General features: G+C 35.5%; 27 protein-coding genes, 1 pseudogene and 1 riboswitch. Of the genes and pseudogenes, 21 read left to right on the forward strand and 7 right to left on the reverse strand.

Translation table 11 applies throughout. The annotated features are described in order from the left end of the window. Window positions 1-3: 3 nt before the first annotated feature. Together KUA55_RS05635 and KUA55_RS05640 are read left to right on the forward strand one after the other, a co-directional pair. Window positions 4-764, forward strand: a pseudogene (locus KUA55_RS05635) (formate/nitrite transporter family protein). Window positions 765-773: 9 nt separating this feature from the next. Continuing rightward, window positions 774-871, forward strand: a riboswitch (THF riboswitch). Window positions 872-900: 29 nt separating this feature from the next. Continuing rightward, window positions 901-1,431: a folate family ECF transporter S component gene (locus tag KUA55_RS05640; RefSeq protein WP_218325207.1), complete on the forward strand. Its 531-nt coding sequence runs from the start codon at window positions 901-903 to the stop codon at window positions 1,429-1,431. Between the two features lie 101 nt (window positions 1,432-1,532). Here KUA55_RS05640 and KUA55_RS05645 read toward each other — a convergent pair whose 3' ends face one another. Then, window positions 1,533-2,444, reverse strand: coding sequence for a mechanosensitive ion channel family protein (locus tag KUA55_RS05645; protein WP_218325208.1), 912 nt, complete (start codon window positions 2,442-2,444; stop codon window positions 1,533-1,535). 206 nt (window positions 2,445-2,650) lie between these two features. On the opposite strand from KUA55_RS05645, the gene KUA55_RS05650 reads away from it, so the two are divergent. Beyond that, window positions 2,651-3,667 (forward strand): branched-chain amino acid aminotransferase, encoded by a 1,017-nt coding sequence (locus KUA55_RS05650; protein WP_218325209.1) that lies wholly within the window; start codon window positions 2,651-2,653, stop codon window positions 3,665-3,667. A gap of 76 nt (window positions 3,668-3,743) precedes the next feature. Beyond that, window positions 3,744-4,184: a hypothetical protein gene (locus KUA55_RS05655; RefSeq protein ID WP_218325210.1), complete on the forward strand. Its 441-nt coding sequence runs from the start codon at window positions 3,744-3,746 to the stop codon at window positions 4,182-4,184. Window positions 4,185-4,247: 63 nt separating this feature from the next. On the opposite strand, the gene fabI is transcribed toward KUA55_RS05655, so the two are convergent. Further along, window positions 4,248-5,003 (reverse strand): enoyl-ACP reductase FabI, encoded by a 756-nt coding sequence (gene fabI / locus KUA55_RS05660; protein WP_218325211.1) that lies wholly within the window; start codon window positions 5,001-5,003, stop codon window positions 4,248-4,250. A gap of 159 nt (window positions 5,004-5,162) precedes the next feature. Between fabI and fabZ the strand changes: the two genes are divergently transcribed. Beyond that, the gene (gene fabZ, locus KUA55_RS05665) at window positions 5,163-5,609 is read left to right on the forward strand and encodes a 3-hydroxyacyl-ACP dehydratase FabZ (RefSeq protein ID WP_218325212.1); all 447 of its coding nucleotides are present in this window, start codon (window positions 5,163-5,165) and stop codon (window positions 5,607-5,609) included. A gap of 129 nt (window positions 5,610-5,738) precedes the next feature. Here fabZ and KUA55_RS05670 read toward each other — a convergent pair whose 3' ends face one another. Together KUA55_RS05670 and gap are read right to left on the reverse strand one after the other, a co-directional pair. Further along, window positions 5,739-6,557, reverse strand: a complete 819-nt coding sequence (locus tag KUA55_RS05670) for a peptidylprolyl isomerase (RefSeq protein WP_218325213.1) — start codon at window positions 6,555-6,557, stop codon at window positions 5,739-5,741. A 112-nt stretch (window positions 6,558-6,669) separates the two neighbouring features. Then, window positions 6,670-7,680, reverse strand: coding sequence for a type I glyceraldehyde-3-phosphate dehydrogenase (gene gap / locus KUA55_RS05675; RefSeq protein ID WP_218325214.1), 1,011 nt, complete (start codon window positions 7,678-7,680; stop codon window positions 6,670-6,672). A 262-nt stretch (window positions 7,681-7,942) separates the two neighbouring features. Here gap and obgE point away from each other — a divergent pair, with 262 nt between their 5' ends. Further along, entirely contained in the window at window positions 7,943-9,256 is a 1,314-nt protein-coding gene (obgE, locus tag KUA55_RS05680; protein WP_281419008.1) for a GTPase ObgE, read from the forward strand. Here obgE and KUA55_RS18700 read toward each other — a convergent pair. Then, window positions 9,164-9,436: a hypothetical protein gene (locus KUA55_RS18700; protein ID WP_425514602.1), complete on the reverse strand. Its 273-nt coding sequence runs from the start codon at window positions 9,434-9,436 to the stop codon at window positions 9,164-9,166. The genes obgE and KUA55_RS18700 overlap by 93 nt on opposite strands. A 100-nt stretch (window positions 9,437-9,536) precedes the next feature. On the opposite strand from KUA55_RS18700, the gene KUA55_RS05690 reads away from it, so the two are divergent. The 6 genes from KUA55_RS05690 to KUA55_RS05715 all read left to right on the forward strand — a co-directional run bounded on the left by KUA55_RS05690 (window position 9,537) and on the right by KUA55_RS05715 (window position 15,229). After that, window positions 9,537-10,070 (forward strand): DUF456 domain-containing protein, encoded by a 534-nt coding sequence (locus KUA55_RS05690; RefSeq protein WP_218325215.1) that lies wholly within the window; start codon window positions 9,537-9,539, stop codon window positions 10,068-10,070. Window positions 10,071-10,131: 61 nt separating this feature from the next. Next, window positions 10,132-11,058, forward strand: coding sequence for a ribonuclease Z (gene rnz / locus KUA55_RS05695; protein ID WP_218325216.1), 927 nt, complete (start codon window positions 10,132-10,134; stop codon window positions 11,056-11,058). 7 nt (window positions 11,059-11,065) lie between these two features. Further along, a complete protein-coding gene (locus KUA55_RS05700) occupies window positions 11,066-11,854 on the forward strand; it encodes an SDR family NAD(P)-dependent oxidoreductase (protein ID WP_218325217.1) in 789 nt (262 codons plus the stop codon). Between the two features lie 12 nt (window positions 11,855-11,866). Then, window positions 11,867-12,292, forward strand: coding sequence for a LapA family protein (locus KUA55_RS05705; RefSeq protein ID WP_218325218.1), 426 nt, complete (start codon window positions 11,867-11,869; stop codon window positions 12,290-12,292). A gap of 93 nt (window positions 12,293-12,385) precedes the next feature. Further along, window positions 12,386-14,674, forward strand: a complete 2,289-nt coding sequence (recJ, locus tag KUA55_RS05710; RefSeq protein ID WP_218325219.1) for a single-stranded-DNA-specific exonuclease RecJ — start codon at window positions 12,386-12,388, stop codon at window positions 14,672-14,674. 42 nt (window positions 14,675-14,716) lie between these two features. After that, complete coding sequence (locus KUA55_RS05715) at window positions 14,717-15,229, forward strand: adenine phosphoribosyltransferase (protein ID WP_218325220.1); 513 nt, start codon at window positions 14,717-14,719, stop codon at window positions 15,227-15,229. 41 nt (window positions 15,230-15,270) lie between these two features. On the opposite strand, the gene KUA55_RS05720 is transcribed toward KUA55_RS05715, so the two are convergent. Then, window positions 15,271-15,543 (reverse strand): hypothetical protein, encoded by a 273-nt coding sequence (locus KUA55_RS05720; protein WP_218325221.1) that lies wholly within the window; start codon window positions 15,541-15,543, stop codon window positions 15,271-15,273. Between the two features lie 116 nt (window positions 15,544-15,659). After that, a complete protein-coding gene (lexA, locus tag KUA55_RS05725) occupies window positions 15,660-16,283 on the reverse strand; it encodes a transcriptional repressor LexA (protein WP_218325222.1) in 624 nt (207 codons plus the stop codon). A gap of 132 nt (window positions 16,284-16,415) precedes the next feature. On the opposite strand from lexA, the gene KUA55_RS05730 reads away from it, so the two are divergent. The 9 genes from KUA55_RS05730 (at window position 16,416) to nth (ending at window position 25,895) form a co-directional block, all read left to right on the forward strand. Then, window positions 16,416-16,658: a DUF896 family protein gene (locus KUA55_RS05730; RefSeq protein ID WP_218325223.1), complete on the forward strand. Its 243-nt coding sequence runs from the start codon at window positions 16,416-16,418 to the stop codon at window positions 16,656-16,658. Between the two features lie 93 nt (window positions 16,659-16,751). Next, a complete protein-coding gene (tkt, locus tag KUA55_RS05735; protein ID WP_218325224.1) occupies window positions 16,752-18,746 on the forward strand; it encodes a transketolase in 1,995 nt (664 codons plus the stop codon). Window positions 18,747-18,947: 201 nt separating this feature from the next. After that, a complete protein-coding gene (locus KUA55_RS05740) occupies window positions 18,948-19,781 on the forward strand; it encodes a glucosaminidase domain-containing protein (RefSeq protein WP_218325225.1) in 834 nt (277 codons plus the stop codon). A 142-nt stretch (window positions 19,782-19,923) separates the two neighbouring features. Continuing rightward, window positions 19,924-20,358 carry a Fur family transcriptional regulator gene (locus KUA55_RS05745; RefSeq protein WP_218325226.1) on the forward strand — a complete coding sequence of 145 codons (435 nt, stop codon included), beginning with the start codon at window positions 19,924-19,926 and terminating at the stop codon, window positions 20,356-20,358. 352 nt (window positions 20,359-20,710) lie between these two features. Beyond that, window positions 20,711-21,820: an alanine dehydrogenase gene (gene ald / locus KUA55_RS05750; protein ID WP_218325227.1), complete on the forward strand. Its 1,110-nt coding sequence runs from the start codon at window positions 20,711-20,713 to the stop codon at window positions 21,818-21,820. Continuing rightward, complete coding sequence (gene tdcB, locus KUA55_RS05755) at window positions 21,820-22,827, forward strand: bifunctional threonine ammonia-lyase/L-serine ammonia-lyase TdcB (RefSeq protein WP_218325228.1); 1,008 nt, start codon at window positions 21,820-21,822, stop codon at window positions 22,825-22,827. The genes ald and tdcB overlap by 1 nt, the downstream gene beginning before the upstream one ends. Before the next feature lie 281 nt (window positions 22,828-23,108). After that, a complete protein-coding gene (locus tag KUA55_RS05760; RefSeq protein ID WP_218325229.1) occupies window positions 23,109-24,452 on the forward strand; it encodes an FAD-dependent oxidoreductase in 1,344 nt (447 codons plus the stop codon). A gap of 83 nt (window positions 24,453-24,535) precedes the next feature. After that, window positions 24,536-25,237: a DnaD domain protein gene (locus KUA55_RS05765; RefSeq protein ID WP_218325230.1), complete on the forward strand. Its 702-nt coding sequence runs from the start codon at window positions 24,536-24,538 to the stop codon at window positions 25,235-25,237. Between the two features lies 1 nt (window position 25,238). Continuing rightward, window positions 25,239-25,895: an endonuclease III gene (gene nth, locus KUA55_RS05770; protein WP_218325231.1), complete on the forward strand. Its 657-nt coding sequence runs from the start codon at window positions 25,239-25,241 to the stop codon at window positions 25,893-25,895. Window positions 25,896-25,907: the final 12 nt, after the last annotated feature.

Here is a 25,907-nt window from a genome sequence, read left to right on the forward strand (position 1 = left end):
TCAATGTTTAGTCCAACTAAAATTTTACAGCAAAGTATTCTCGTTGGAATTCAAAAATTCAAAAACCATTATTAACTAAACTTATTTTAGGTTTTATCGGAGGTGCCATGATTTCCTTAGGTTATCTGGCTTATATTCGAGTTTCAGCTTCTATTGCAACGGATTTACCTAGCATTGCTAGTTTAGTAGGTGCGTGTGTCTTTCCGATTGGCTTGATTGTCATTTTATTGGCGGGTGGAGAATTAGTCACTGGAAATATGATGGCCGTTAGTAGTGCCTACTTTGCAAAAAAAATCGTTTTTGGTGATTATATAAAAAATATTTTAACAATTACATTTGCTAATCTAGTGGGTGCAATTTTTGTTGCATATTTTTTTGGTCATTTTGTTGGATTAACCCATAGCGGTGTTTTTCAAGAACAAGTAATCAATATTGCTCATCACAAAGTAGAAGCAACTTTTTTTCAAGCTTTTGTTTCTGGGATAGGCTGTAATTGGTTTGTAGGGTTAGCTTTATGGTTATGCTATGGTGCCAAAGATAGTGCGGGGAAGATTATAGGTATTTGGTTTCCTGTAATGATTTTTGTAGCGATTGGTTTTCAACATAGTGTGGCTAATGCTTTTATAATTCCAGCAGCCATTTTTGAGGGTGGCAGTACCTAGGTAGCTTTTATCAGTAATTTTATCCCAGTTTTTTTAGGAAATATTGTTGGAGGAGGAATTTTTGTTTCCGGTTTTTATTATTTAAGTTATAATCAGCATTGATAAAAAATAAACAGAGTAGAAGACAAAGCGTTAAGTGTCTTGAAGATGGAATGTTGCTTCAGGAACGAAGAATGGCGATTCGCGGTTTTGTCTTCGCATTCGCTGCATGCTTTTTTGTGTAGCAGCTCTAAAGGAGATGCTCATCGTGAAAAAATTAAACGCTCACGCAATTGCTACAATGGGATTATTAATCGCCTTAATGGTTGTTTTATCCCAAATTTTTGGATTTGAAACGCAGCTACTAAAAGTTACCTTTGATTTTGTACCAGAGGTAGTATTAGCTAGCCTTTTTGGTCCTTTATGGACAGGGGTTGGAGCTGCCATTGCTGATATAATCGGCAATACAATGTTAGGAAAAGCGCCATTTTTCATCGGCTTCACTTTGAATGCTTTTATTGGTGGCTTGATTTATGGTTATTTTTTCTATAAGAAAAAAGTAACTATAAAAAATGCATTTTTCTGTGTGTTACTGAATACAATAATCATTAGCTTATTTTTAACACCACTATGGTTGTCAATTATGTATGGTATTCCTTTTACGGACAAAGCCTTATGGACAATTCGCTTGACTAAGGCTGCGGTTATGCTTCCTTTACAAACTGGGTTAATTTTCTTTTTTAGCAATGCATTACCGTTAAAAATGATCAGCAAGCGCTATGCTTCATAAAAAATAATTTATATCGGTAAGAAATCCGCGGATCTCTTACCGATATTTTTTTTATTTCACGAAAAAAACAGCGGAAACTTCCCACTGTTTTTGAAGCTCGTTTAATTTACGACAATCGGATTATTAGGAATTGTAAATCCGTGTTGGTTGAGTGTGTTTACGTAAGCAGTTAAAAATTCTTCCTTCAGATGGTATTGTTTACCATTTTCTACATACATAACCGTTCGGATTGCATAATTGCTATTTCCTAAATCCACCATGCCAAACAATGTAGGACCATCAAAAATTTCTGATTTAAATTTTTCACTTAACTCTGTGTTAACCTGCATGATTAACTGGCTGATAGCATCGTAACCTTCATTAGGATTAATTCGAATATCTAGCAGTACTTGCATATGAGCTCTTGATAAATTACTAATAGTGGTAATATTACGGTTGGGGATAAAATGAACCGTACCATCTGTCGACTTCATTTGAATAGTCCGAATACCCACTGAGGTAACAGTTCCTTCAAGTTGTAAATTAACCAACCGAATATAGTCGCCAACATCAATCTGTTGTTCTAAGATAATAAAAAATCCGGTAATAATATCATTCATAAATCCTTGGGCGCCCAGTCCGATTGCAACGCCGGCAATCCCAGCCCCCGCTAATAATGAGCCAACTGGAATACCAATTGTATCTAATACTGCGTACAAGAAAAAGAACAATAAAAAGTAGGAAAACACATTGCTAGAGAGTGTGTGAATAGTCTTTAATCTAGTGATACTGCCGGTCATCTTTTGTTGCTGTCGTTCAAAAGACTGATTGATTAGAAAATTTCCAACTCGTCGAATGATGATAAATAATACTAAAACAATTAGTAAAGTAATACTTTTTTGAATAAAAGTCGCTAATATATCATCCCAATTGATTGAATCCCAGTATCTTTGCCAAGCGGATAATTTTTTGGTTGCTTGATCAACAACATCTAAATTCGTGCTGGAATCCACTGTTGTATTAAGAAAAAACATATGAAAACTCCTTTTTAAAATTAAGGTAATTATTTGTGCAATGATAGTCTTTAAAAGATGCTCCCATCAGTTTAACAAGTTTTCTAAATACTGTCGATGAAAAATCTTGAAAGAATTTATCTGAAAATTTCAAATATTTCTAAAAATACCATGACATTTTGATGTGAAAATGGTAGACTTTCTATAAATTAAAAGGAGATGGTAAAATGGTGGATATCAAATGGGAAGAATTAGGCTTTAGTTACATTAAAACTCCTTATCGCTATATTTCATATTGGAAAGATGGCGCCTGGGACGAAGGAAAATTAACTGAAGATAATATGATTCATATTAATGAAGGTTCAACAGCTTTACATTATGGTCAAGAAGCTTTTGAAGGGTTGAAGGCATACCGTACAAAAGAAGGCGGAATTAATTTATTTAGACCAGAACAAAATGCGAAACGATTAAATAGAAGTGCTGAAAGAATGATGATGCCGGAAGTTCCTCAAGATAAATTTATTGATGCATTGAAGGAAGTTGTTTTAGCTAATGAAGAATACGTGCCACCATATGGAACTGGAGCGACTTTATATTTACGTCCATTTCTGATTGGTGTTGGACCAAATATTGGTGTGAACCCTGCGCCGGAATATATTTTCAGTATTTTCTGTATGCCAGTAGGACCTTATTTTAAAGGTGGAATGGCGCCAACTAATTTTATCGTTTCTGAATACGATCGAGCGGCTCCCCATGGTACTGGTGCAGCAAAAGTGGGTGGGAATTACGCTTCAAGTTTATTGCCAGGGCAAGAAGCACATGATCGTAATTTTTCTGATTGTATCTATTTAGATCCTGCTACTCATACTAAAATCGAAGAAGTTGGTTCTGCAAACTTTTTTGCAATTAGCAAAGACAATCAATTTGTTACCCCAACTTCACCGTCTATTTTACCAAGTATTACCAAATATTCTTTACTGCAATTAGCAGAAGAACGTTTTGGTATGGAAGCAGTTGAAGGGGACGTCTACATCGACAAACTAGATGATTATGTTGAAGCGGGCGCATGTGGGACAGCAGCGGTAATTTCACCAATTGCAGGAATCCAAAATGGAGACAACTTCCATGTTTTTTACAGCGAAACAGAGGTCGGACCGGTAACTAAAAAACTTTATGATGAACTTGTAGGAATCCAATATGGAGACGTAGAAGCTCCGGCAGGCTGGATTGAAAAAGTAAAATAATTTTTTATACTCAGGAATTTCCTGAGTATTTTTTTATTTAAAAATTTTGATATACTTTAAAAAAGGAGGGAAATATGTGAAGAAGAGAAAAATACTGCTTGCCTTAATATTTACTCTTACACTATTTTTAGGAGCTTGTTCTACTAAAAATGATGAGCAGGTTGATGAATCTGTCGATTTAGAAACTCAAGAAATGATGGATGATGTAACGCAAGGTGATGGTACAGGGACTGGTGATTTTAAACTATTGACTGAATCAGTTAATCCAGATGAAAATCAGTTAACCTTTGAAGCAACAGGGATTGATGAAAATCAAGTGACTTTTGTGTATGTAGCGAATCAACTAATTCTATCTGAAAAATTAAAAAATGGAGAGCCTTATAATTTAGATATTACAAATATCGCAGAGGCCCATTCAACAGATTATTCGCCTAAAATTCAATTTGTTCAATTTGAAGACAATGAAGAAGGAAATACGCCAACATTATTTAGACAACTTAGATATGAAGTAAAATAAGAAAAGGACTATGACAATTTTTGTCATAGTCCTTTAGTAATTGCTAAAATATAATAGTTCAAATTAACTTAAATGAACACCTTTATCTACATAAATAATATCACCAATAATACCAGTTGCAAGTGGACTTAAAAGAAAAGCACAAGTGTTACCGACTTCTTCGATTGTTACACTAACTTTGTCCGGTGTTCGTTCTTCAGATAGGTTCAATAAACTTTGATAATCCTTTACCCCAGTTACTGCCAATGTTTTAATCGCACCAGCTGAGATGGCATTTACCCGAATATTCTTAGGCGCCATTTCAGTCGCTAAATAGCGAACTTCAGCCTCTAATGCAGCTTTTGCAATACCCATCATGTTGTAATTTGGAATAGAGCGCTCAGAGCCCATATAGGTCATAGTGACAATACTTCCGCCCTCAGTCATCAAAGGTGCTGCATATTTTGATACCGCCAATAAAGAGTAGGCTGAAACATCTTGCGCCAAAGCAAAACCTTCACGACTAATATCAGTTACATCTCCAGATAATTCTTCTTTATTAGCAAAAGCAATTGAATGCAGTAATCCGTCAATTGTTCCTACAGTTTCTTTGATTTGATTAAATGCTTTTTCGATATTTTCATCAGCAGAGACATCTAGTTCTACCATAATCGCTTCTTCGCCAACTAATTTGACAAGATTTTTTTTCATACGATCATTTTGATAAGTATAAATGACTTGGCCGCCTAAATCAGAAATGGCTTTGGCACATCCCCAAGCAATACTTTTTTTGTTAGCAACGCCAGTCACAACGATTTTTTTTTCAGATAAAATTGACATTCTTTGGCACACTCCTAAATAATATAAAATAAGTATGAGCCTATTATGTTTTAAAATGCTTTGATTGTCAAACTATTTTTTTATTTATTTTTTGGAGGCTTGATAAACTTGAAATAGTATGATAGTTTGATAATCAAATAAATAAATTGAGGTGCAAAAATGAACAAATTGATGAACGTTGAAGAGATTATGGCGGCGATTCCAAATCGTTTTCCCATTTATTATTTAGATGCAGTAACTGAATTTGAAGATGAAAAACATATCACTGCTAAGAAGAATTTAACGATGAATGAAGATTTTTTTCAAGGTTATTTTCCGGACCAACCAATTATGCCCGGCACATTGATTGTAGAAGCTTTGGCTCAAGCAGGTTCTTTACTAATATTAGAATCTAAAGCATTTAAAGGGAAAACAGCCTATATCGGTGGGATTAATAAAGCAGTTTTTCATGAATTCGTTCGGCCAGGCGACACTTTATTCTTAAATTTTGATATTCAAAAGATTAAAGGACCTGTTGGCACTGCTAAAGCTTGGGCAACAGTTGAAGAAAAAATAGTTACTGAATGTGAATTTACGTTTATCGTTGGAGATAAAGAACAAAAATAAGACCGTTGCAAAACTTCGTAAATACTATTACGAAGTTTTTTTATATCTTAAGAACTTATAAAGCAAAAGTTAAATTTGCTATCGAAAGATAGAAAAAGCCAAGATCAACAAATGATCTTGACTTAATAATTAATTTGATGAAGTAGTAGTTGTTTCGGAATTTTCCGTTGCTTCAGTTGAATTGCTAGAATCCGTTGCTTTACTATCACTAGGTTCTTGTAAAATACTAATTGTATCGATGGTTACCGGATTAGTTGGTTTTGAGTTTTCGCCACCAGTATTAGTTGTAACTTCTGCTGCGGCAATTTTATCAACGACATCCATACCTTCAGTCACTTGACCAAAAACAGTATATTCACCGTCTAAGTTTGGTGCACCACCATTTTGATAAGCTTCAATAATCCTTTCAGGATAATATTGAATAGCTAAACCGTCAGAAACATTTTTATTGTTCTGAACGATAAAGAATTGGCTACCATTACTACTGCGAGATTGGGAACGGGCCATCGCAAGAGCACCACGGATATTATAAAGCTGATCAGAATTTTCAGTTTTAAATCCTTCACCCCAGATACTTTCACCGCCAGTGCCATCTCCACTAGGATCGCCACCCTGAATCATAAAATCTTCAACGACACGATGGAAAGTGGTGCCATTATAATAGCCATCCTTTGCATGAGTAACAAAATTTTCAACAGCTTTTGGTGCTTGTTTAGGAAATAGTTTCATCTGAATGGTTCCTTCAGAAGTATCCATTTGAACTAAATATTCATCGGCTGCTACACCTTCATCTAATTGAGGTAAATCGACTTTGCTTAGATCTACACTCGATTCAGTTGTTTTTGCTGAACTTTCTGAAGTTTCTGTTTCATTATTGCTATTGCAAGCTGTTAGAATCAGAGCAGAACAGGCTAAAGCTGCACCAATCATAAATTTTTTGAGTTGCATAAAAAGCTCCTTTCACATTTTCTCTATTTTATGATAACAAAAAAAACACAAAGTAGATATGAAAAAAATGTGAAAAAAAAGAAGAGATCGAAATCTCCTCTTAAATCTAATCTTAAAGGTTAGCAAATTTTTCTAACAAACGAATCATTTGGCAAGTGAAGCCATATTCATTGTCATACCAAGCAACTGTTTTAACTAATTGAACGTCGCCGGCAGTTGTAACTTCTGTTTGAGTTGGGTCAAAGATTGAACCAAAAGTTGTACCAATAACATCAGTTGAAACGATTTCGCGATCGTCATAACCAAATGATGGATTATCAACGGTATGTTTTTTGATTGCTTCGTTAACTTCATCAGCAGTTACTTTAGATTTTAATACAGTTACTAATTCAGTTAATGAACCATCAACAACCGGTACACGTTGTGCATGTCCTTGTAATTTACCATTCAATTCTGGGATAACTAAGCCAATTGCTTTAGCAGCACCAGTTGAATGAGGAATAGTATTGTCAGCAGCTGAACGTGCAGCACGTAAGTTGCCACCACGGACAGGTCCGTCTAATAACATTTGAGTAGAAGTGTAAGCATGAACAGTCGTCATAGTTCCAACTTCAACACCAAATTCATTATTTAAGAAATAAGCCATAGGAGCTAAACAGTTAGTTGTACAAGAACCAGCTGAAATAATTTTATCGTCAGAAGTTAATGTATCATCATTAACATTATAAACGATTGTTTTCATTGCGCCAGCAGGAGCTGAAATAACAACACGTTTTGCACCAGCATCAATATGTGCTTGTGCTTTTTCTTCAGAAGTGTAGAAACCAGTACATTCTAAAACGATATCAACGCCATTTTCTTTTACCCAAGGGATTTTGCTAGCATCAGGTTCAGCGTAAATGCGTGTTTTTTCTCCGTCAACTACGATTGAATCTTCAGTTGCGCTAACATTTCCAGGATAAGTGCCATGAGTTGAATCAAATTGTAATAATTGAGCCAACATTGTAGGGCTTGTTAAGTCATTGATTGCTACTACTTCGATATCATCTGATACTTCTTTGATACGACGGAAAGCTAAACGACCAATACGTCCAAATCCATTAATACCTACTTTTACTGTCATAACCAAAAGTTCCTCCTTTATATAGAAAAAGCAATCACGTGCTCTTTCTTATGAGGTTATTTTGCGACGAATCCTTTTTTTTGTCAAAACAAAACACCTATCAGAATTATTTTTCTGTAACTAATTGAAAATTTTATAATTATTTCCTTAATAATGAGAATTGTATAGAAGATGTTCACTTAAACATGGACTTTTCTTGATAATCTAGCTAAAATGTAAAAGATGTAGATAGTTTGGCTTTAGTAGATAGGAGAATATAATTATGTCAATGTTTTTAGATCAAGTAACAATCGATGTCAAAGCTGGAAAAGGCGGAGACGGAATGGTTGCTTTTCGTAGAGAAAAATACGTTCCAGATGGTGGACCTGCTGGTGGCGATGGCGGACATGGCGGAGCGGTTATTTTAAAAGTTGATGAAGGCTTACGTACTTTAATGGATTTTCGGTACAATCGTCATTTCAAAGCAACACCGGGAGAAAAGGGAATGAGTAAAGGGATGCATGGTCGCGGTTCGGAAGACACCTATGTTAGTGTCCCACCAGGTACAACTGTAAGAGATGCTGAAACAGGCGTTTTAATTGGTGATTTAATAGAAGACGGACAAGAATTGGTAGTAGCAAAAGGTGGACGTGGCGGACGTGGAAATACCCGTTTTGCTTCTCCAAGAAATCCAGCACCAGAATTAGCTGAAAACGGTGAACCAGGACAAGAGCGTAAAATTGAATTGGAATTAAAAGTATTAGCTGATGTTGGTTTAGTAGGATTTCCATCAGTTGGTAAATCAACTATTTTATCTGTTATTTCTGCTGCCCGACCAAAAATTGGTGCTTATCATTTCACTACTTTAGTGCCTAATTTAGGCATGGTAACCACTAGTGATCACCGCAGTTTCGTTGCTGCAGATTTACCAGGTTTAATTGAAGGAGCTTCACAAGGTGTAGGTCTAGGTACGCAATTTTTACGTCATATTGAACGTACGCGGGTTATTTTACATGTTATCGACATGAGTGGTTCAGAAGGCCGTGACCCATACGAAGATTATTTGGCAATTAATCATGAATTGTCTAGCCATAATTTACGTTTGCTAGAACGTCCACAAATTATTGTAGCCAATAAGATGGATATGCCAGATTCAGAAGAAAATTTAAAAACCTTCAAAGAAAAATTACAAGCAGAAAAAGAAGATGAATTTGCTGATGATATCCCGGTTTTTGCAATTTCTGCCTTCACTAAACAAGGATTGGAAAATTTGTTAAACGCTACTGCTGATTTATTAGAAGTGACACCCGAATTTCCATTATATGAGGATGAAATTGAAGAAGATGTGGTTAATTATGGTTATGAATCAGATGAACCAGCCTTCACAATTACTCGTGAACCAGATGCAACTTGGGTATTAGGCGGCGATAAGCTGGAAAAATTATTCAAGATGACCAACTTTGATCATGATGAAACAGTGATGCGTTTTGCCCGTCAACTACGTTCAATGGGCGTTGATGAAGCTTTGAGAAAACGCGGTGCCAAAGATGGCGATATTGTCAGAATTAACAATTACGAATTCGAATTTGTAGACTAAAAAATACGAAGAGAGCATCTGGTTAATTAAATCAGTTGCTTTTTTTTTATAATTATCATTTGAAATTTCCCCCTTTAAAACTTCACAAGCTTGAAAACCTAAATCATAAGCAGGTCGTGGCATAGCCGTTAACTGTGGGGTAGTCATCATTGATAAATTGATATTATCAAAAGCAATAATGCTAAGATCTTCAGAATTTTTATTTCAAAAAGGCCTTTTAAGTATTCATTTTCTACAATAATTGATACACTTAGACAAAAGCATAAAGGATGTGTTTTATATGGAAAAACGAGTAATTATTATGAATTTTGAAATTTCGTCACAAGCGTATGAAGCTTTTTCAAAAGTGAAAAAAATGCATATGAGTAGAGAAGTTAAAGGTGATCAAATGGCTGTTATTCGTCATAGTGAAGATGGACAACACCAATTTGAGATCGAAGACTTTTTAGATTTTACTGGTAATAATAAGAGTGCCACTGGTGGTTTAATTGGGATGCTAGTTGGTATTTTAGGTGGGCCAATCGGCATTTTGTTAGGTTGGTTTACTGGAAGTGTAATCGGTGGCACACAAGATGTTAAAGAAGTTCGTAATGCACAAGGCGTATTTTCATTCTTAATCGATAAAGTTTCTGAAGGTTCAACAGCGCTATTGCTAATTGCTGATGAAGATGACAATCGTCCTTTAAATCAATTAATTATGAATGAATTAGGCGGAGAAATTACGCGTTTAGACTATGATGATGTTGAAGAAGACATTAAAAAAGCCCAAGATATGGCGAAAGAAAAAGAAAATCATTCAAACCTAGAAAAATAAGTTTGCACTGGCTGACAAAGTCTTCTAAAATGGTGTTATTTGATAGAAAGACAGGAATAAGATGGAACTTGAATTTTTAGGAACAGGTGCTGGTGTTCCAGCAAAGCATCGAAATGTTAGTGCACTAGCATTAAAATTATTAGAAGAACGGAATGCAGTCTGGCTTTTTGATTGTGGTGAAGGGACGCAGATGCAAATTTTACGGACCAATTTAAAACCGCGAAAAATTGAAAAAATATTTATTACTCATCTGCATGGTGACCATATTTTTGGTTTACCTGGTTTATTAAGTAGTCGTTCTTTTCAAGGCGGTGATGAACCGCTTGAGATCTATGGTCCTAAGGGATTAGAAACTTTTGTCCGGACGAGCTTACAAATTTCAAAGACAAAGCTTTCTTATCAGCTGAAATTTTTTGAGATTGCAGAAGGAATTGTTTTCCAAGATAAGCAATTTACCGTTTCTTGCGCGAAATTAGACCACGGGATTGAAAGCTTTGGCTACCGAATTGTCGAATCAGATCATGAAGGTACACTTCAAGTAGAAAAACTAGCTGCTTTAAATATTCCAGCCGGACCTTTGTACGGGAAACTAAAAGCAGGTAAAGAAGTCACTTTACCTGATGGTCGAGTTTTGAACGGCCAAGAGTTTGTTGGTGAAAAGAAAAAAGGTCGTGTTATAACTATTTTTGGTGATACCCGTGTGACAAAACAGTCAGTTGAACTAGCAAAAGATAGTGATGTTATGGTTCATGAATCCACTTTTAAAAAAGATGAGAGTCAGATGGCCAGGGCGTATTTCCACTCTACAACGAAACAAGCCGCTGAAATTGCTCAAGCAGCGAATGTGAAATTATTGATTCTTACTCATATTTCAGCACGCTATTTGGCAAAAGATGCTCAAGAACTAGTGGCAGAAGCACGAGAATATTTTCCAAATACAAAAATAGCGAAAGATTTTGATTTGTATAATTTACCGTTGAAGGAGTGAAATTGGAATGGATTTAACAGATAAAGTAGTGGTTGTGACCGGTTCTTCTGCTGGTCTTGGTGAGCAAATTTGCTATGAAGCTGCTAGACAAGGTGCGATTGTTGTGACTTGTGCGCGACGAATCAATTTAATTGGTCAAGTAAAAGAAAAATGTATGGCTTTAAGCGGTAAAGCAGCTTATGCCTTTCAATTAGATATTGCCGATCCTCATAGTGTTGAAAATGTATTAGCCAAAATTGCTGACGAAGTAGGTAACGTGGATGTATTAGTAAATAATGCCGGTTTCGGTTATTTCGAGGACTTTGTAAATTTTGATTTAGATATGGCTAAAAATATGTTTGAAGTCAATGTTTTAGGCATGCTTTATTTCACACAAAAAATAGCGATCCAGATGGTCGCAGAAAAGAGCGGTCATATTTTCAATGTTGCTTCAATGGCTGCAAAAATGGCGACTCCAAAATCGACCATTTATTCGGCAACTAAATTTGCGGTGTTAGGTTTTTCTAATGCTTTACGATTAGAGTTGAAACCGGTCAATGTTCAGGTGACCACTATTAATCCCGGACCAATTGAGACAGATTTTTTTGGTAAGGCGGATCCTAGTGGGAATTACTTAGAAAATATCGGTGCGATTGTCCTAACGCCAGAGAAAATAGCCAAGATAATTATCAGTAAGGTAGGTACGAATACTCGTGAAATTAATCGTCCCCATATGATGGAAGTGGCTAGCCGCTTTTATACATTATTCCCAAGAATTGGTGATTTTTTGGCTGGCGGTTTATTTAATACAAAATAGGATGTGACGCGGATGAAAAAGCAATGGAAAGTGATCGTAGGTTTTCTGCTAGTTTTATTAATCGTATTATTTGCCGTGTTGAACAGTCAAGATGTACCAGTTAGTTTCGGATTTTCTAGTTTCAAAAGTCCGTTAATCATCGTGATTATTGGCTCTGCACTAATTGGTGCCTTAGTGGTTTTCTTAACTTCAAGTGCGAATTTATTTCAACAAAGAAAACAGATTAAACAACTTGAACAGCAAGTAAAGGATTTTGAAACTGATCATGATAAAAAAGTTGATCAGGCTATCGCTGATTATAAAACCGATCATGAACAAGAAGTAGCCACTTTGACTGCGAATTATGAAAGTATGTTAAAAGATAAAGAAGCTGAAATTAATCAATTAAGAAATCAAGAAACAGAAAACAAAAGTGAACCTTTAAATTATTACGATTAAAAGCAAATCTGAGAACAAATAAGCAAAAATTTGTTCTCTTTTTTGTTGTCAAAAATATTCCATGCTATACTATTAAAGTTGGGATGTGAAAGCGTGAAACAAAATAATTATCAATGGAAGATACCGCCAGTCGAAACGGTTGATGAAAATTTTAAAAATGAAATGGAAAAAGCCGGATATACAGAAAATTTCATTACATTATTATGGCAAAGAAATATACATACGATGGCTGCTTTTGAAGAATTGAAAAATACCGATATCAGCGATTTACATGATCCATTTTTACTTCATGATATGGATAAAGCAGTTGAGCGTATTCAAACTGCGATAATGGAAGGCGAGCCGATTTTGATTTACGGCGACTATGATGCAGACGGAATAACTAGTACATCGATTTTAAAGGAAGCATTAGAAACATTAGGTGCTGAAGTCGGTTTTGTCTTACCCAATCGTTTTATTCATGGTTATGGGCCAAATAAAGAATTATTTGCTGAAAAAATTGACGAAGGATTTAGTTTGATTATTACGGTGGATAACGGAGTTGCTGGGAATGAAGCGATTGCTTATGCCAACCAACAAAACATTGATGTGATTGTGACAGACCACCATGAATTGCCACCAGAACTTCCTGAAGCCTATTGTATTATCCATCCAAGATTTCCAGGTGGTAATTATCCATTTGGTGAATTATCGGGAGCAGGTGTGGCTTTTAAACTAGCAACGGCTTTACTTGAAGAGGTTCCAGTAGAGTTGCTTGATCTAGCTTGTGTAGGGACGATTGCGGACTTAGTTTCCTTAACTGGAGAAAATCGTACAATTGTTAAACTAGGTTTACAAGTAATTAAGCAAAATCAACGATTAGGACTGACTCAATTACTAAAAGTCAGCGGTGTAGATTATCAAAAGATTGATGAAACGAGTATTGGTTTTAGTATCGGGCCTCGTTTAAATGCGATCGGACGTTTGGGAGATCCTAATCCAGCAGTGGATTTAATGACTACTTTTGATCCGGATTTAGCCAACGAGCTTGCTGAAAAACTTAATTTAATAAATGATGAGCGAAAAAAAATTGTTCAGGATATTACTGCAGAAGCTTTAACGATGCTTGATGAGACAGCACAAGTCCATTTACTAGCAAAAGAAAACTGGAATCCTGGAGTATTGGGTATTGTTGCCGGAAATATTTTAAAACAAACAGGAAAGCCAGCGATTGTATTAGCTATTGATGATGAAGGAAATGCTAAAGGCTCTGGTAGAAGTGTCGATAGTTTAGACTTATTCGCGATGTTAAATACGATGAGAGAATACTTTACTCATTTTGGCGGTCACGCAGCAGCTATCGGTTTAACCATGCCCGTAGAAAAAATACCTGCTTTACAAGCAGAAATGAATCAATATATTTCAAATAATCAGATCGATTTATCAAAAAGCAATAGCTTGTTAATCGATGAAAAAATATCTATATCGGATATCTCTTTAAAATTAACCGATGAATTAAAAGTTTTAGCCCCTTTTGGCACTGATAACCCTGCTCCACAGTTTATGCTTGAGACGGGCAAAGTGAGTGGCTTTCGTTTAATTGGTGGCGACCATCAGCATGTAAAATTTAGCTTAGTGGACAAAGAGTCAGAAGTAGACGTTATTGGTTTTAATTTTGGTGAAAGTCAAGAGGAATTACAACAAGATGATCTTTCCTTTGTTGGCGTATTAGAAATCAATGAATGGAATGGACAGAAGAAAGTTCAGTTTCGACTTATTGATTTTAAGTCAGAAGGTCTGCAAATAATTGACCGTCGTGCCAAACATACTTGGCAACAAAAAATTGACGGAGATAAACTGTTATACCTAGCTTTTCAACCAAAGACTAAAAAAGTTTTTCAACCAATTTTTGGTGATCAGATAATCACATTCGACCAAGCGTTACCAGCTGAAATTGATAGTTATCAGCAATTGGTGGTATTAGATTGTCCAGATGAATTAGCTATTTTGAAACAAATCGTTCACTTAGGTAACTTTCAAAAAGTCTATCTCTATCTTTATAGTCGTGATCAAGCTTATATTAATGGCATGCCTGATCGGCAACAATTCAAAGATTTATATAAATTTATCATAAAGCAACAAAAATTAGATGTGCGGTACAAGTTAAAAAACATTTCAAATTACTTAAGAATTCCTGAGAATCTGCTAGTCTTTATGATTCACGTGTTTTCCGAGTTGAAATTTGTTACAATAGACAACGGTGTTTTGGAAGCTGTCTCGCAGCCGGAAAATCGTTCATTTGAAGAAAGCCAAGCTTATCAGAAACGATTAGGTCAAATAAATAGTGAAAAATTTTTATTATTAGAAGATATCCAAAGCATCAGAAATTGGCTGCAAAATTAAAGTAAATAAATAGGTTATAGTATGAAGCAGGAGGAAACACAGATGAATTTGAAAGATTATGTGGCAAGTATTGAAGACTATCCTAAAGAGGGAATTGTTTTCCGTGATATTTCACCATTAATGGCAGACGGAGATGCTTACCGAGAAGCAACTAAGCAAATTGTTGATTATGCTAAAGAAAAGCAAATTGACATGGTCGTTGGGCCAGAAGCACGTGGTTTTATTGTTGGTTGCCCAGTGGCTTATGAATTAGGTGTTGGTTTTGCACCTGTTCGTAAACCTGGTAAACTTCCGAGAGAAACAATCGAAGTGGAATACGATAAAGAATATGGAACAGACACATTAACTCTTCACAGTGACGCGATCAAACCAGGACAACGGGTTCTAGTGACAGATGACTTATTAGCGACAGGTGGGACAGTTAAGGCGACGATCGAATTAATTGAACAACTTGGTGGGATTGTAGTCGGTTGTGCATTTTTAATCGAGTTAGAAGATTTACATGGCCGTGATAAAATTGCTAATTATGAAATTTTGACATTGATGGATTATTAAAAAATCAGCCAAAGCTATATGTAGCCTTGGCTGATTTTTTATTATGCTGATTTATGAAAATGATCGGTATAATCATAAGGATTTACGTAGTAGTAATCTTCTCGTGGTTCATCTTCTGGATAATAATGTGGATTCATTTGTGCCATCTTGCGGCGTTTTTGCCGTTGTGCGTATCTCTTGTCATCCCAAAGCATGAACCAAGTCAAAAACAATCCCGAAAAGAACAGTACGTTAGCCAAAAGACTCAATTTTCCAATCAATAAACCTAACAATAAAACTGCAATAATTAGTCCAAAACGACGAATAGCTTTCATTTTTGATTCACTCCTTAAAAATATGTATAGAACAAACGTTCGTATTTCTATTATACGAATGTTTGTTCGATTTGTAAAGAAAAAAATTAATCGGAGTTCCACCGATTAATTGATTCTTAAAAAATATGGTTTCGATATAAGCCAACGACTTTTCCTAAAATAGAGACATTTTCTAAAATAATAGGTGCCATGGTATCATTTTCTGGTTGTAAGCGAAAATGATCAGTCTCCCGATAAAATCTTTTACAAGTTGCTTCGTTTTCATCCGTCATCGCAATGACAATCTCTCCGTTAACAGCTGAAGCTTGTTTACGTACAATCACATGGTCACCGTCATAAATGCCAGCATTAATCATACTTTCTCCTCGAATCGTTAGCATAAACAAACTGCCATCTTCACTTGATAAATCTGGCGGCACAGGGAAAAAGTCAGATGCTTCTTCTACCGCGAGAATCGGTTCGCCTGCTGTAACGACGCCTAACATTGGTATGACTTTTGGTGCAGCACCAATCTTTTCTAATCCCGTGATCGTTAATTCTATTGCTCTAGGCTTTGTTGGATCTCGTTGAATCCAGCCTTTTTTTTCAAGTCTTGCTAAATGACCGTGAACAGTTGAAGTCGATGATAAGTTCACCGCTTCTCCAATCTCACGAACGGTTGGCGGGTAACCTTTGAATTCAACCCGTTCATGGATAAAACGAAGAACTTCTAATTGTTTCGTCTCGGTTCTCTTTGCCATGATCACACCTCTTTCTATAAACAAAGTTTAGCATAGAATAAAAAATCAAACAAGCGTTCGTATTTATTTTTCTATTCTAATTATTATTTTTTGAATTTTTATGTATAATATAGTCAAAGTGAGGTGTATAAAATGCTTTCTGAAGAAAAAATTGCTCGTATCAATGAGTTAGCAAAAAAGAAAAAAACAAGTGGATTGTCTGATGAAGAAACAAAAGAACAAAAGGAATTACGTGAAGAGTATTTGCAATCTGTTCGTGGTGGGATGAGACATCATATTGAAGGGATGAAGGTAGTCGATCCTGATGGAAAAGATGTTACACCTGATAAATTGAAGAAAATTCAAAAAGAAAAAGGACTGCATAATAGAAAATAATCATGTATTTCTATATTGAATAACCGTATTAAATCGGTTACAATGAAATTTGTAATAATAAAAGTATTTAGCACCAAAAAGGAGGAAAAGTTTTTGTTCGACAAAACAGATCAACTAGGTGTCAACACCATCCGTACATTAAGTATTGAAGCAATTCAAAAAGCCAATTCAGGTCATCCAGGTTTACCAATGGGTGCTGCACCTATGGCTTATGCATTATGGACAAAACATTTGAACATCAATCCAGCAACTTCATTAAACTGGCCAAATCGTGACCGTTTTATTTTATCTGCAGGACACGGTTCAGCAATGCTTTATAGCTTGCTTCATTTAGCAGGATTTAATGTTACTATTGATGATTTGAAAAATTTCCGTCAATGGGAAAGTAAAACACCAGGGCATCCGGAATACCATTTTACTGATGGCGTCGAAGCAACAACTGGTCCTTTAGGCCAAGGAATTGCCATGGCTGTTGGGATGGCAATGGCTGAAGCACATCTAGCTGCTACTTATAACCGAGACAGTTTTAAAGTGATGGATCATTATACTTACACGCTTGTTGGTGATGGTGATTTAATGGAAGGTGTCTCACAAGAAGCTAGTTCTATGGCTGGTCATATGAAACTTGGCAAATTAATTGCTTTATATGATTCAAACGATATTTCATTAGATGGTCCAACCAATAAAGCTTTTACCGAAAATGTTGGTGCTCGCTATGAAGCTTATGGTTGGCAACATATTTTAGTAAAAGATGGTAATGATTTAGAAGCCATTTCAAAAGCGATTGAAAAAGCAAAAGCTGAAACTGAAAAACCAACTTTGATTGAAGTTAAAACAGTTATTGGATTTGGCGCTCCAGATGAAGGAACTAGTAAAGTTCATGGGGCACCATTAGGAGCAGAAGGTATTGACGTGGCGAAAGCAGTCTATGGTTGGGAATATCCTGATTTTACAGTGCCTGAAGAAGTAGCTGCACGTTTTAAAGCAGATATTCAAGATAAAGGTGCAAAAGCCGAAGCTGATTGGGATGAAATGTTTGCTAATTATGCTAATGTTCATTCTGAATTAGCAAAGCAATTTAAAGATGCTTTCAACAATGTTTTACCTGAAAATTGGGATGAAGCTATTCCTGTTTATGAAGAAGGTTCAAGTCAAGCGAGCCGCGTATCTAGTAAAGATGTGATTCAAGGAATTGCTAAGAATTTACCAACTTTCTGGGGCGGATCTGCTGATTTATCTGGTTCAAATAATACAACAATTGCAGATGAAAAAGAATTCCAACCAGGTTCTTACGAAGGACGTAATATTTGGTTTGGTGTTCGTGAATTTGCAATGGCGGCAGCTATGAACGGTATTCATCTACATGGTGGGACAAGAGTTTATGGCGGAACATTCTTTGTTTTCGTTGATTATCTTCGTCCAGCGGTTCGTTTATCTGCGATTCAAGGTTTACCAGTCACTTATGTCTTAACACATGACTCAGTAGCGGTTGGTGAAGATGGACCGACTCATGAACCAATCGAACAATTAGCTAGTATGCGTGCAATGCCAAATGTTCAAGTAATTCGTCCAGCTGATGGTAACGAAACAGCAGCAGCTTGGAGAGTGGCTATCGAAACAAATGATAAACCAACATTTTTAGTTTTAAGCCGTCAAAACTTACCAGTCTTACCAAATAGCAAAGAAATTACTGATGCTGGCGTGAAACACGGTGGATATGTCGTGTCTAAACAATCTGGTGAAACACCAGAAGGAATTTTAATTGCAACTGGTTCTGAAGTAAGCTTAGCAATCGAAGCGCAAAAAGTTCTGAAAGAACAAGGCAAAGATGTTTCTGTCGTATCATTACCAAGTTTTGATTTATTTGAAGCACAAGATGCAGCTTATAAAGAATCTGTTCTACCTAAATCAGTTAAAAAACGTGTAGCAATTGAAGCTGGTTCAAGTTTTGGTTGGGAACGGTATGCAACGACTGAAGGAACAACGATTACGATTGATCATTTTGGTGCCTCAGCACCTGGACCATTTGTATTAGAACAATTTGGTTTCACAACTGAAAATGTGGTAAATACATTTAACCAATTATAAAAAAATATCTGAAGGAAGTAACCTATTAAAGGTTGCTTCTTTTTTATTACGAAATTAAAATTTAGTTGCTTAATGATTACAGATGTTACACTCTTTTAACAAATCCATCAAAATATTTTGAAACGTTTGTGAATTATTTCTTGATGACCTATAATTATTATGAAAATAAAAGGATAATTAGGGAATAATTTGGAGGTACCAATGAATCAATATAAAACACGTAGTGAAAAACATCTAATTAAAAAGATGAGAAGAAAAACTATTGCAAAAAAGTCATTTGTATTGGCAGGAACGACTTTAGCGATTTCACCAATTGCAGTTAGTTTAAGTAATCATAGTTTGGTTGCTCAAGCAGAAGAAGTTTCAAGTCAGTCTGCTTTTATTAATCAAATTGGTCAATCGGCAGTAACTATTTCAGCAAATCACGATTTGTACGCGTCAATTATGATTGCTCAAGCTCTAGTGGAAAGTGGTTACGGTTCGTCTTCATTGTCACAAGCACCATACTATAATTTATTTGGGGTAAAAGAATACAATGGTGGCGCATCTGTCAGTATGAGTACCCAAGAATACTTAAATGGTCAATGGGTAACGATGTCGGAACCGTTTGCCGTATATAATTCGTATAATGAATCTTTTGAAGCGCACGCCGATCTTTTACAAGGAACTTATTATGCTGGGGCTTGGAAGAGTCACACGAGTAATTATCAGGAAGCAGCTTACTATTTACAAGGGCGTTATGCTACGGACCCAAGTTATGCCAGCAAACTAATTTCAATCATCCAAACTTATAATTTAACCCAATATGATACAGGTACTACCGTTAACAATACAACTAATACAGCTCCCGCAACAGAAAGTACAGTAACTACTGAAACGAATGTAACAGCCACAACAAGTACTTACACTGTTGCAGCAGGAGATTCTTTATGGGGGATTGCATCTAGTCACGGAATTTCAGTTGATCAGTTATTAGCTAATAATGGTTTAAGTGCAGATTCCACATTATTACCAGGCCAACAACTTACAATTTAAAAATGATTAAAAAGTACTGAAATTTCAGTGCTTTTTATTTTGAAAAACTTGATTATATCAAGGAATTATCTATAATAAGCTGGCTTTTATTTAAAAAGAATAGTATTATTTAAGAAAGATTATAAAAAGGAGGTTTCCTTTCATGACAGAACAAACTGTAAACCACGCGATAGACGATTTAAAGGCTGGTGGTATTCGTATCACACCGCAACGTCATGCTATTTTAGAATACTTAATTACATATAAAAACCATCCAACTGCTGATGAGATATTTCAAGATTTAGAAAGTCGTTTTCCTAATATGAGTGTAGCAACGGTTTATAATAATTTAAGAAAATTTGTTAGTATCGGTATTGTTACAGAAATGAGTTATGGGGATACTGCTAGTCGATTTGACTATACTCAAAAAAAACATTACCATGCAATATGTAATGAATGTGGGAAAATTGAAGATTTTTCATATCCAGGATTAGAAGATGTAGAAATGGCTTCAAGTAAACTAACCGGCTTTCAAATAAATGAACATCGGCTAGAAGTTTATGGTATTTGTCCAGATTGTCAACAGAAAAATCAATAGGCTAAACAACTTTGCTCGAGATAAAAATCTCGAGCTTTTTCTTTGTCTTTTTATTGGAAATACGTGTAACATACACTTTAACAAATATAAAGCTTCTTCTGTTTTAATAACGATGGTAGCGGAATCATAATTTTTGTTTTTTATAAAAAAATGAAAATGAAAAAAAGCTAATAAAAAAACGCACAAGCAGCAAGGGTTTTATGAATAAAAAAAATTATTAATTAATTTAAAATGAAGACAGATGAGACAATGATAACATCTGAATCGTTTTCATTGCGTTGAGTTTTTATTGTGATATATTTTACATGTTAAAAGAAAACAATCAAAAAATAATTTATAGAGGTGAATGATTTTGAAAATTGGAGTTATTAAAGATCCAAAACAAGGTGAAGCTCGTGTAGGGATGACACCTGAAAATGTCAAAATTTTAGTTGAAGCAGGTAATGAAGTTTTAGTTGATAATAACGCTGGTGCTGGTTCAGGTTTTAATAACGATCAATATGAAGCGGCTGGCGGAAAAATTGTAGATACAGATACAGCATGGACTGCTGATTTAATTGTAAAAGTAAAAGAACCAATGGAAAGTGAATATCACTATTTTAAAAAAGGCCAAATTATTTGGGGATTTTTACATTTAGCAGCTAACAAAGCTTGTGTTGAAAAAATGATGGAAGTTGGCGTAACAGCTTTATCTGGAGAAAATATTTCAATCAACGGCGTTTTAGAATTGTTAAAACCCATGAGTGCAATTGCTGGTCGTCGCGCTGTTAACTTAGGTCAATATTATTTAGAAAAACAACATGGTGGCGAGGGTATTTTATTACCAGGTATCGAAGGTGTTGAAGCTGCGACAGTCGTTATTTTAGGCGGCGGTAATGCTGCTGAAAACTCTGCAGATATGGCTGTTGGTTTAGGTGCCCATGTAGTTATTTTAGAAGTAAATGAAAACCGCATCAAACAATTACAAGAACGTTACAAGAATGACAATGTTGAAGTCATTGTTTCTAATACCGAAAATTTAGAAAACCGGATTAAAGATGCAGATGTATTTATTTCAACTGTTTTAATCCCAGGTGCTCGCCCACCAAAATTAGTTAAAGAATATATGGTTGAATCAATGAAACCAGGTAGTGTGATTGTTGATATCGCAATTGACCAAGGTGGTACGGTTGAAACAATTGATAAACCAACCAACCATGCTGATCCAGTATTTACAAAACATGATGTAATTCATTACGCTGTTCCAAATATGCCAGGAGCTGTACCTCGTACAGCAACTATTGCCTTAGCAAAAGGAAATATTTCATTCTTAAAAGAAGTTAGTGTTAAAGGATTAGACGAAGCTTTGAAATCAGACAAAGAATTATTATCTGGTTTAAGCGTGTATAACGGAAAAGTAGTTTCAAAAGCTTTAGCGGATTCAATTGATGTAGAATACACAGAAGTGGGAGATGTTTTATAATGACAAGAATTGCGACAGATTTACCAGTAACGATTGAAGATATTCATGAAGCAAAGAACGTGGTAAAGCAATATGGTCGTAAAACACCATTGATTCAATCAATGTTTCTAACTGCCAAAACTGGCGGCGAAGTTTATTTGAAATTAGAAAATATGCAATTAACTGGCTCATTTAAATTCCGTGGGGCTTACAATAAAATTGCACATTTGACCGAAGAAGAAAAAAATCGCGGTGTTATTGCAGTTTCAGCAGGTAACCATGCCCAAGGTGTAGCGTTAACTTCTAAATTATTAGGAATTAAAAGCACTATCGTTATGCCAGTGACTGCACCAAAAGCTAAAGTTGAAGCAACTGAAGGCTATGGTTCAGAAGTAATTTTACATGGGGAAAGCTTTGATGAAGCAAGAGCTTACTGTGAAAAAATTGTTGAAGAAACTGGTGTGACTTATATCGCACCTTACGATGATGAATACGTAATGGCTGGTCAAGGAACAATTGGTTTAGAAATTTTAGATGATTTATGGGATGTTGATACTGTATTAGTTCCTGTCGGCGGTGGTGGCTTAATCGCTGGAATTGCAGTAGCTTTGAAAACATTTAACCCACATATTAATATTATCGGTGTCCAAGCTGAAAATATTCATGGTATGACCGCCTCTTATGAAGCTGGAAAAATTGTTTCTCATAAAGAAGCAGCAACTATTGCTGATGGTACTGCAGTAGCAGTTCCAGGAACACTAACGTTTGAAGTAGTAGAAGCTTTAGTTGACGATATGGTTGTAGTTTCTGAAGAAGAAATTGAAGCTGCTATGAAAGACTTAATTCAACGGACTAAAATTGTTGTTGAAGGCTCTGGTGCACTTGCAACAGCAGCAATCCTAGCAGGTAAAGTGGATAAATATGTAAACAACAAAAAAGCAGTTTGTGTAGTATCTGGTGGTAACGTTGACTTAAAACGGATCATCGATGTAATTGGTCACTTCTCAGTTGCAAACGAATTAAAATAAACTTTGAACTTAAAAGCATTCTTTCTTCCGTATTTAAAGGAGGAGAGAATGCTTTTTTTATGGACATACAAAGGGGTAATTTATAGAATTATTTCTAATGAATATTAATAATTCAAAAATAAAAATATTTTGATGTTTAAATGATGAATAAATACGTATGGTTAAGGCACTTTAGTATTTGTACTTTAGTGAGCAAAAAAATAGGGCTTGCTGCGCTAGTTTGTTATACTTTTCTTGTGCAAAAAGGCGCAAATTTCTAAATAATAGAAAGAGGGAATGGAATGAAAGTAGTAGTAGTTGGCTGTACCCATGCAGGAACAGCTGCAGTAAAGAGTATTTTAGAAAATCACCCGGAGGCAGAAGTAACCGTTTTTGAACGGAATGATAATATTTCTTTCTTGTCTTGCGGGATTGCATTATATGTCGGTGGTGTTGTGAAAGATCCAGCAGGCTTATTTTATTCAAACCCTGAAGAACTGGCTTCACTAGGTGCAACTGTACACATGGAACACGATGTGACAAAGGTTGATACCGATGCAAAAACTGTAACTGCTAAAAATTTAAAAGACAATGAAGTACAAACAGTCTCTTATGATAAATTAGTCATGACCACCGGTTCTTGGCCGATTATTCCACCAATTAAAGGCATTGATTCAGAAAATATTTTATTATGTAAAAATTATAATCAAGCCAATGAAATTATTGCTTCATCAAACGATGCAAAAAGAGTCGTCGTTGTCGGTGGTGGCTATATTGGAATCGAATTAGTTGAAGCTTTCGCTGAAACTGGTAAAGAAGTCACCTTGATTGATGGATTACCAAGAATTTTAAATAAATATTTAGATAAACCATTTACAGATGTATTAGAAGAAGAATTACGTCAAAAAGGTGTGAAGCTAGCATTAGGTGAAAATGTTAGCGAATTTGTCGCTAACAGTGAGGGTAAAGTTGAAACGGTTGTGACGCCAAGTGATAGCTTTGAAGCTGATTTAGTTATTTTGTGTGTTGGATTTAAACCGAGTACGGACTTACTTAAAGACCAAGTGGAGATGTTACCAACTGGTGCTATTAAAGTGAATCAGTATATGCAAACAAGTAATCCAGATATTTTTTCAGCTGGTGATTCTACAATGGTTCATTACAATCCAAGCCACACAGAAAATTATATTCCACTAGCAACCAATGCAGTTCGTCAGGGTATGCTAGTTGGCAAAAATTTAGTAGAACCAACTGTTAAATATCGTGGTACTCAAGGAACTTCTGGCCTTTATTTGTTTGGTTGGAATATTGGGTCAACTGGTTTGACAGCAGAAAGTGCTAAAATTAACGGCGTTGATGTAAATGTGACAGTTTTCGAAGATAATTATCGACCTGAATTTATGCCAACAACAGAAAATATTTTAATGGAAATTGTTTCTGAAAAAGGTACAAATCGAATTGTTGGGGCTCAATTCTTATCAAAATATGATATTACCCAAAGTGCTAACACGATGTCAGTTGTTATTCAAAATGAAATGACTTTGGAAGACTTAGCATTACAAGATTTCTTCTTCCAGCCACATTTTGATCGTCCATGGAATTACTTGAATCTATTGGCACAAGCGGCTTTGAAAAATATTAAATAATTTTTCCAGCAGTGACTCTTTAGTTGCTGCTGTTTTTCTTAGCCTATTTGGTGTAAACTCAAATGAGAAATGGAGGAAGATAGATGATTTCCTTAGATGAATATTTAGCCGCTGGACAAACGACTGTCTCAAATTTACTTTTAAAAAATTATCGTAGGTTAGGCTTAAATACCAACGAGTTCATGCTTTGGTTGCAATTATATGTTGAAAACCAAACGGGAAATATTTTTCCTGATATGACAGAGATTGCCCGTAGAATTGGTTTACCAGCTGATCAAATTTATCAAATTTTAAATAGTATTATCGGCAAAGGATTTGTAGCATTGGAATCAAAAAAAGATGAAGCAGGTCGCCAAGCCGATTATTATAACGTTTCATTAGCCTTTGATAAGTTAACAATATTGGTTGAACAAGAAAAGTTTAAGAAAACTGAAGATGCCCAACAAATTTCCCAAAAGAACATGTTCACCACCTTTGAAAAAGAATTTGGTCGTTCTTTATCACCAATAGAATATCAGAAAATTGGCTATTGGTTGGAAGAAGATGGTTATACGCCAGAATTAATTACTTTGGCGCTGCAAGAAGCCGTGCTAAATCAAGCCTACAATTTTAAATACATTGAAGCAGTTTTACAAAATTGGGAGAAAAAAAATATCCAAACCAAGCAACAAGTCATGGATGAACAAAAACGTAGAAAGCAGTTAATTCTACAAAAAGAAGAAGCGAATTACCAAGAAAATTTACCTGAAGTGTCGCTAGATGATTGGTTAAATGGGGAGGATTAGCATGCTTAGTCAGACAAAAACAATGGAAGCCATGAATTTAATGTACCAAATGTTTCCAGAGGCCCATGGTGAGCTGGTAGCAGCGACTCCTTTTCAATTAATTATTTCAGTTATCTTAAGCGCACAAGCTACGGATGTCTCTGTTAACAAAGCAACTCCGGTTTTATTTGAAAGCTATCCAGATGCAGTACATTTAGCAGCAGCACCAATCGAAGATATTATTGCTAAGATTAAGACAATCGGTTTATATCGAAATAAAGCCAAGAATATTAAAGCCTGTAGCCAAATGATTTTAACAGATTTTGGTGGAGAAGTTCCAAAAACAAGAGAAGAGCTGGTTAAGCTACCAGGTGTCGGTAGAAAGACAGCTAATGTTGTTTTAGGGGATGCTTTTGATATTCCGGCCATCGCCGTGGATACCCATGTAGAACGGGTTAGCAAAAGACTTAGAATTTGTAAGCAAAGAGCATCGGTTTTAGAGGTAGAGGAAACATTAATGAAGAAAATTCCAGAAAATCTTTGGATAAAATCTCATCATACAATGATCTTTTTTGGAAGATATCATTGTACAGCCAGATCTCCTAAATGTCATTCATGTACTTTGCTTGATTTATGTCAAGAAGGAAAAAATAGACTAAAAGCCAACGGAAAAAAATAATTTCCGTTGGCT

The sequence above is a fragment of the Enterococcus alishanensis genome (genome assembly GCF_019218635.1).
GTDB classification, from domain to species: domain Bacteria; phylum Bacillota; class Bacilli; order Lactobacillales; family Enterococcaceae; genus Enterococcus_A; species Enterococcus_A alishanensis.

Coding starts and splice junctions, on each gene's coding strand:
- nth (WP_218325231.1), top strand. CDS start 25,239: ATGCTTAGTCAGACAAAAACAATGGAAGCCATGAATTTAATGTACCAA.
- tdcB (WP_218325228.1), top strand. CDS start 21,820: ATGACAAGAATTGCGACAGATTTACCAGTAACGATTGAAGATATTCAT.
- KUA55_RS05645 (WP_218325208.1), bottom strand. CDS start 2,444: ATGTTTTTTCTTAATACAACAGTGGATTCCAGCACGAATTTAGATGTT.
- KUA55_RS05745 (WP_218325226.1), top strand. CDS start 19,924: ATGACAGAACAAACTGTAAACCACGCGATAGACGATTTAAAGGCTGGT.
- KUA55_RS05740 (WP_218325225.1), top strand. CDS start 18,948: ATGAATCAATATAAAACACGTAGTGAAAAACATCTAATTAAAAAGATG.
- KUA55_RS05700 (WP_218325217.1), top strand. CDS start 11,066: ATGGATTTAACAGATAAAGTAGTGGTTGTGACCGGTTCTTCTGCTGGT.
- fabI (WP_218325211.1), bottom strand. CDS start 5,003: ATGTCAATTTTATCTGAAAAAAAAATCGTTGTGACTGGCGTTGCTAAC.
- KUA55_RS05670 (WP_218325213.1), bottom strand. CDS start 6,557: ATGCAACTCAAAAAATTTATGATTGGTGCAGCTTTAGCCTGTTCTGCT.
- KUA55_RS05765 (WP_218325230.1), top strand. CDS start 24,536: ATGATTTCCTTAGATGAATATTTAGCCGCTGGACAAACGACTGTCTCA.
- obgE (WP_281419008.1), top strand. CDS start 7,943: ATGTCAATGTTTTTAGATCAAGTAACAATCGATGTCAAAGCTGGAAAA.
- rnz (WP_218325216.1), top strand. CDS start 10,132: ATGGAACTTGAATTTTTAGGAACAGGTGCTGGTGTTCCAGCAAAGCAT.
- KUA55_RS05720 (WP_218325221.1), bottom strand. CDS start 15,543: ATGAAAGCTATTCGTCGTTTTGGACTAATTATTGCAGTTTTATTGTTA.
- KUA55_RS05705 (WP_218325218.1), top strand. CDS start 11,867: ATGAAAAAGCAATGGAAAGTGATCGTAGGTTTTCTGCTAGTTTTATTA.
- KUA55_RS05690 (WP_218325215.1), top strand. CDS start 9,537: ATGGAAAAACGAGTAATTATTATGAATTTTGAAATTTCGTCACAAGCG.
- KUA55_RS05640 (WP_218325207.1), top strand. CDS start 901: ATGCTCATCGTGAAAAAATTAAACGCTCACGCAATTGCTACAATGGGA.
- fabZ (WP_218325212.1), top strand. CDS start 5,163: ATGAACAAATTGATGAACGTTGAAGAGATTATGGCGGCGATTCCAAAT.
- KUA55_RS05715 (WP_218325220.1), top strand. CDS start 14,717: ATGAATTTGAAAGATTATGTGGCAAGTATTGAAGACTATCCTAAAGAG.
- KUA55_RS05650 (WP_218325209.1), top strand. CDS start 2,651: ATGGTGGATATCAAATGGGAAGAATTAGGCTTTAGTTACATTAAAACT.
- KUA55_RS05760 (WP_218325229.1), top strand. CDS start 23,109: ATGAAAGTAGTAGTAGTTGGCTGTACCCATGCAGGAACAGCTGCAGTA.
- gap (WP_218325214.1), bottom strand. CDS start 7,680: ATGACAGTAAAAGTAGGTATTAATGGATTTGGACGTATTGGTCGTTTA.
- lexA (WP_218325222.1), bottom strand. CDS start 16,283: ATGGCAAAGAGAACCGAGACGAAACAATTAGAAGTTCTTCGTTTTATC.
- KUA55_RS05730 (WP_218325223.1), top strand. CDS start 16,416: ATGCTTTCTGAAGAAAAAATTGCTCGTATCAATGAGTTAGCAAAAAAG.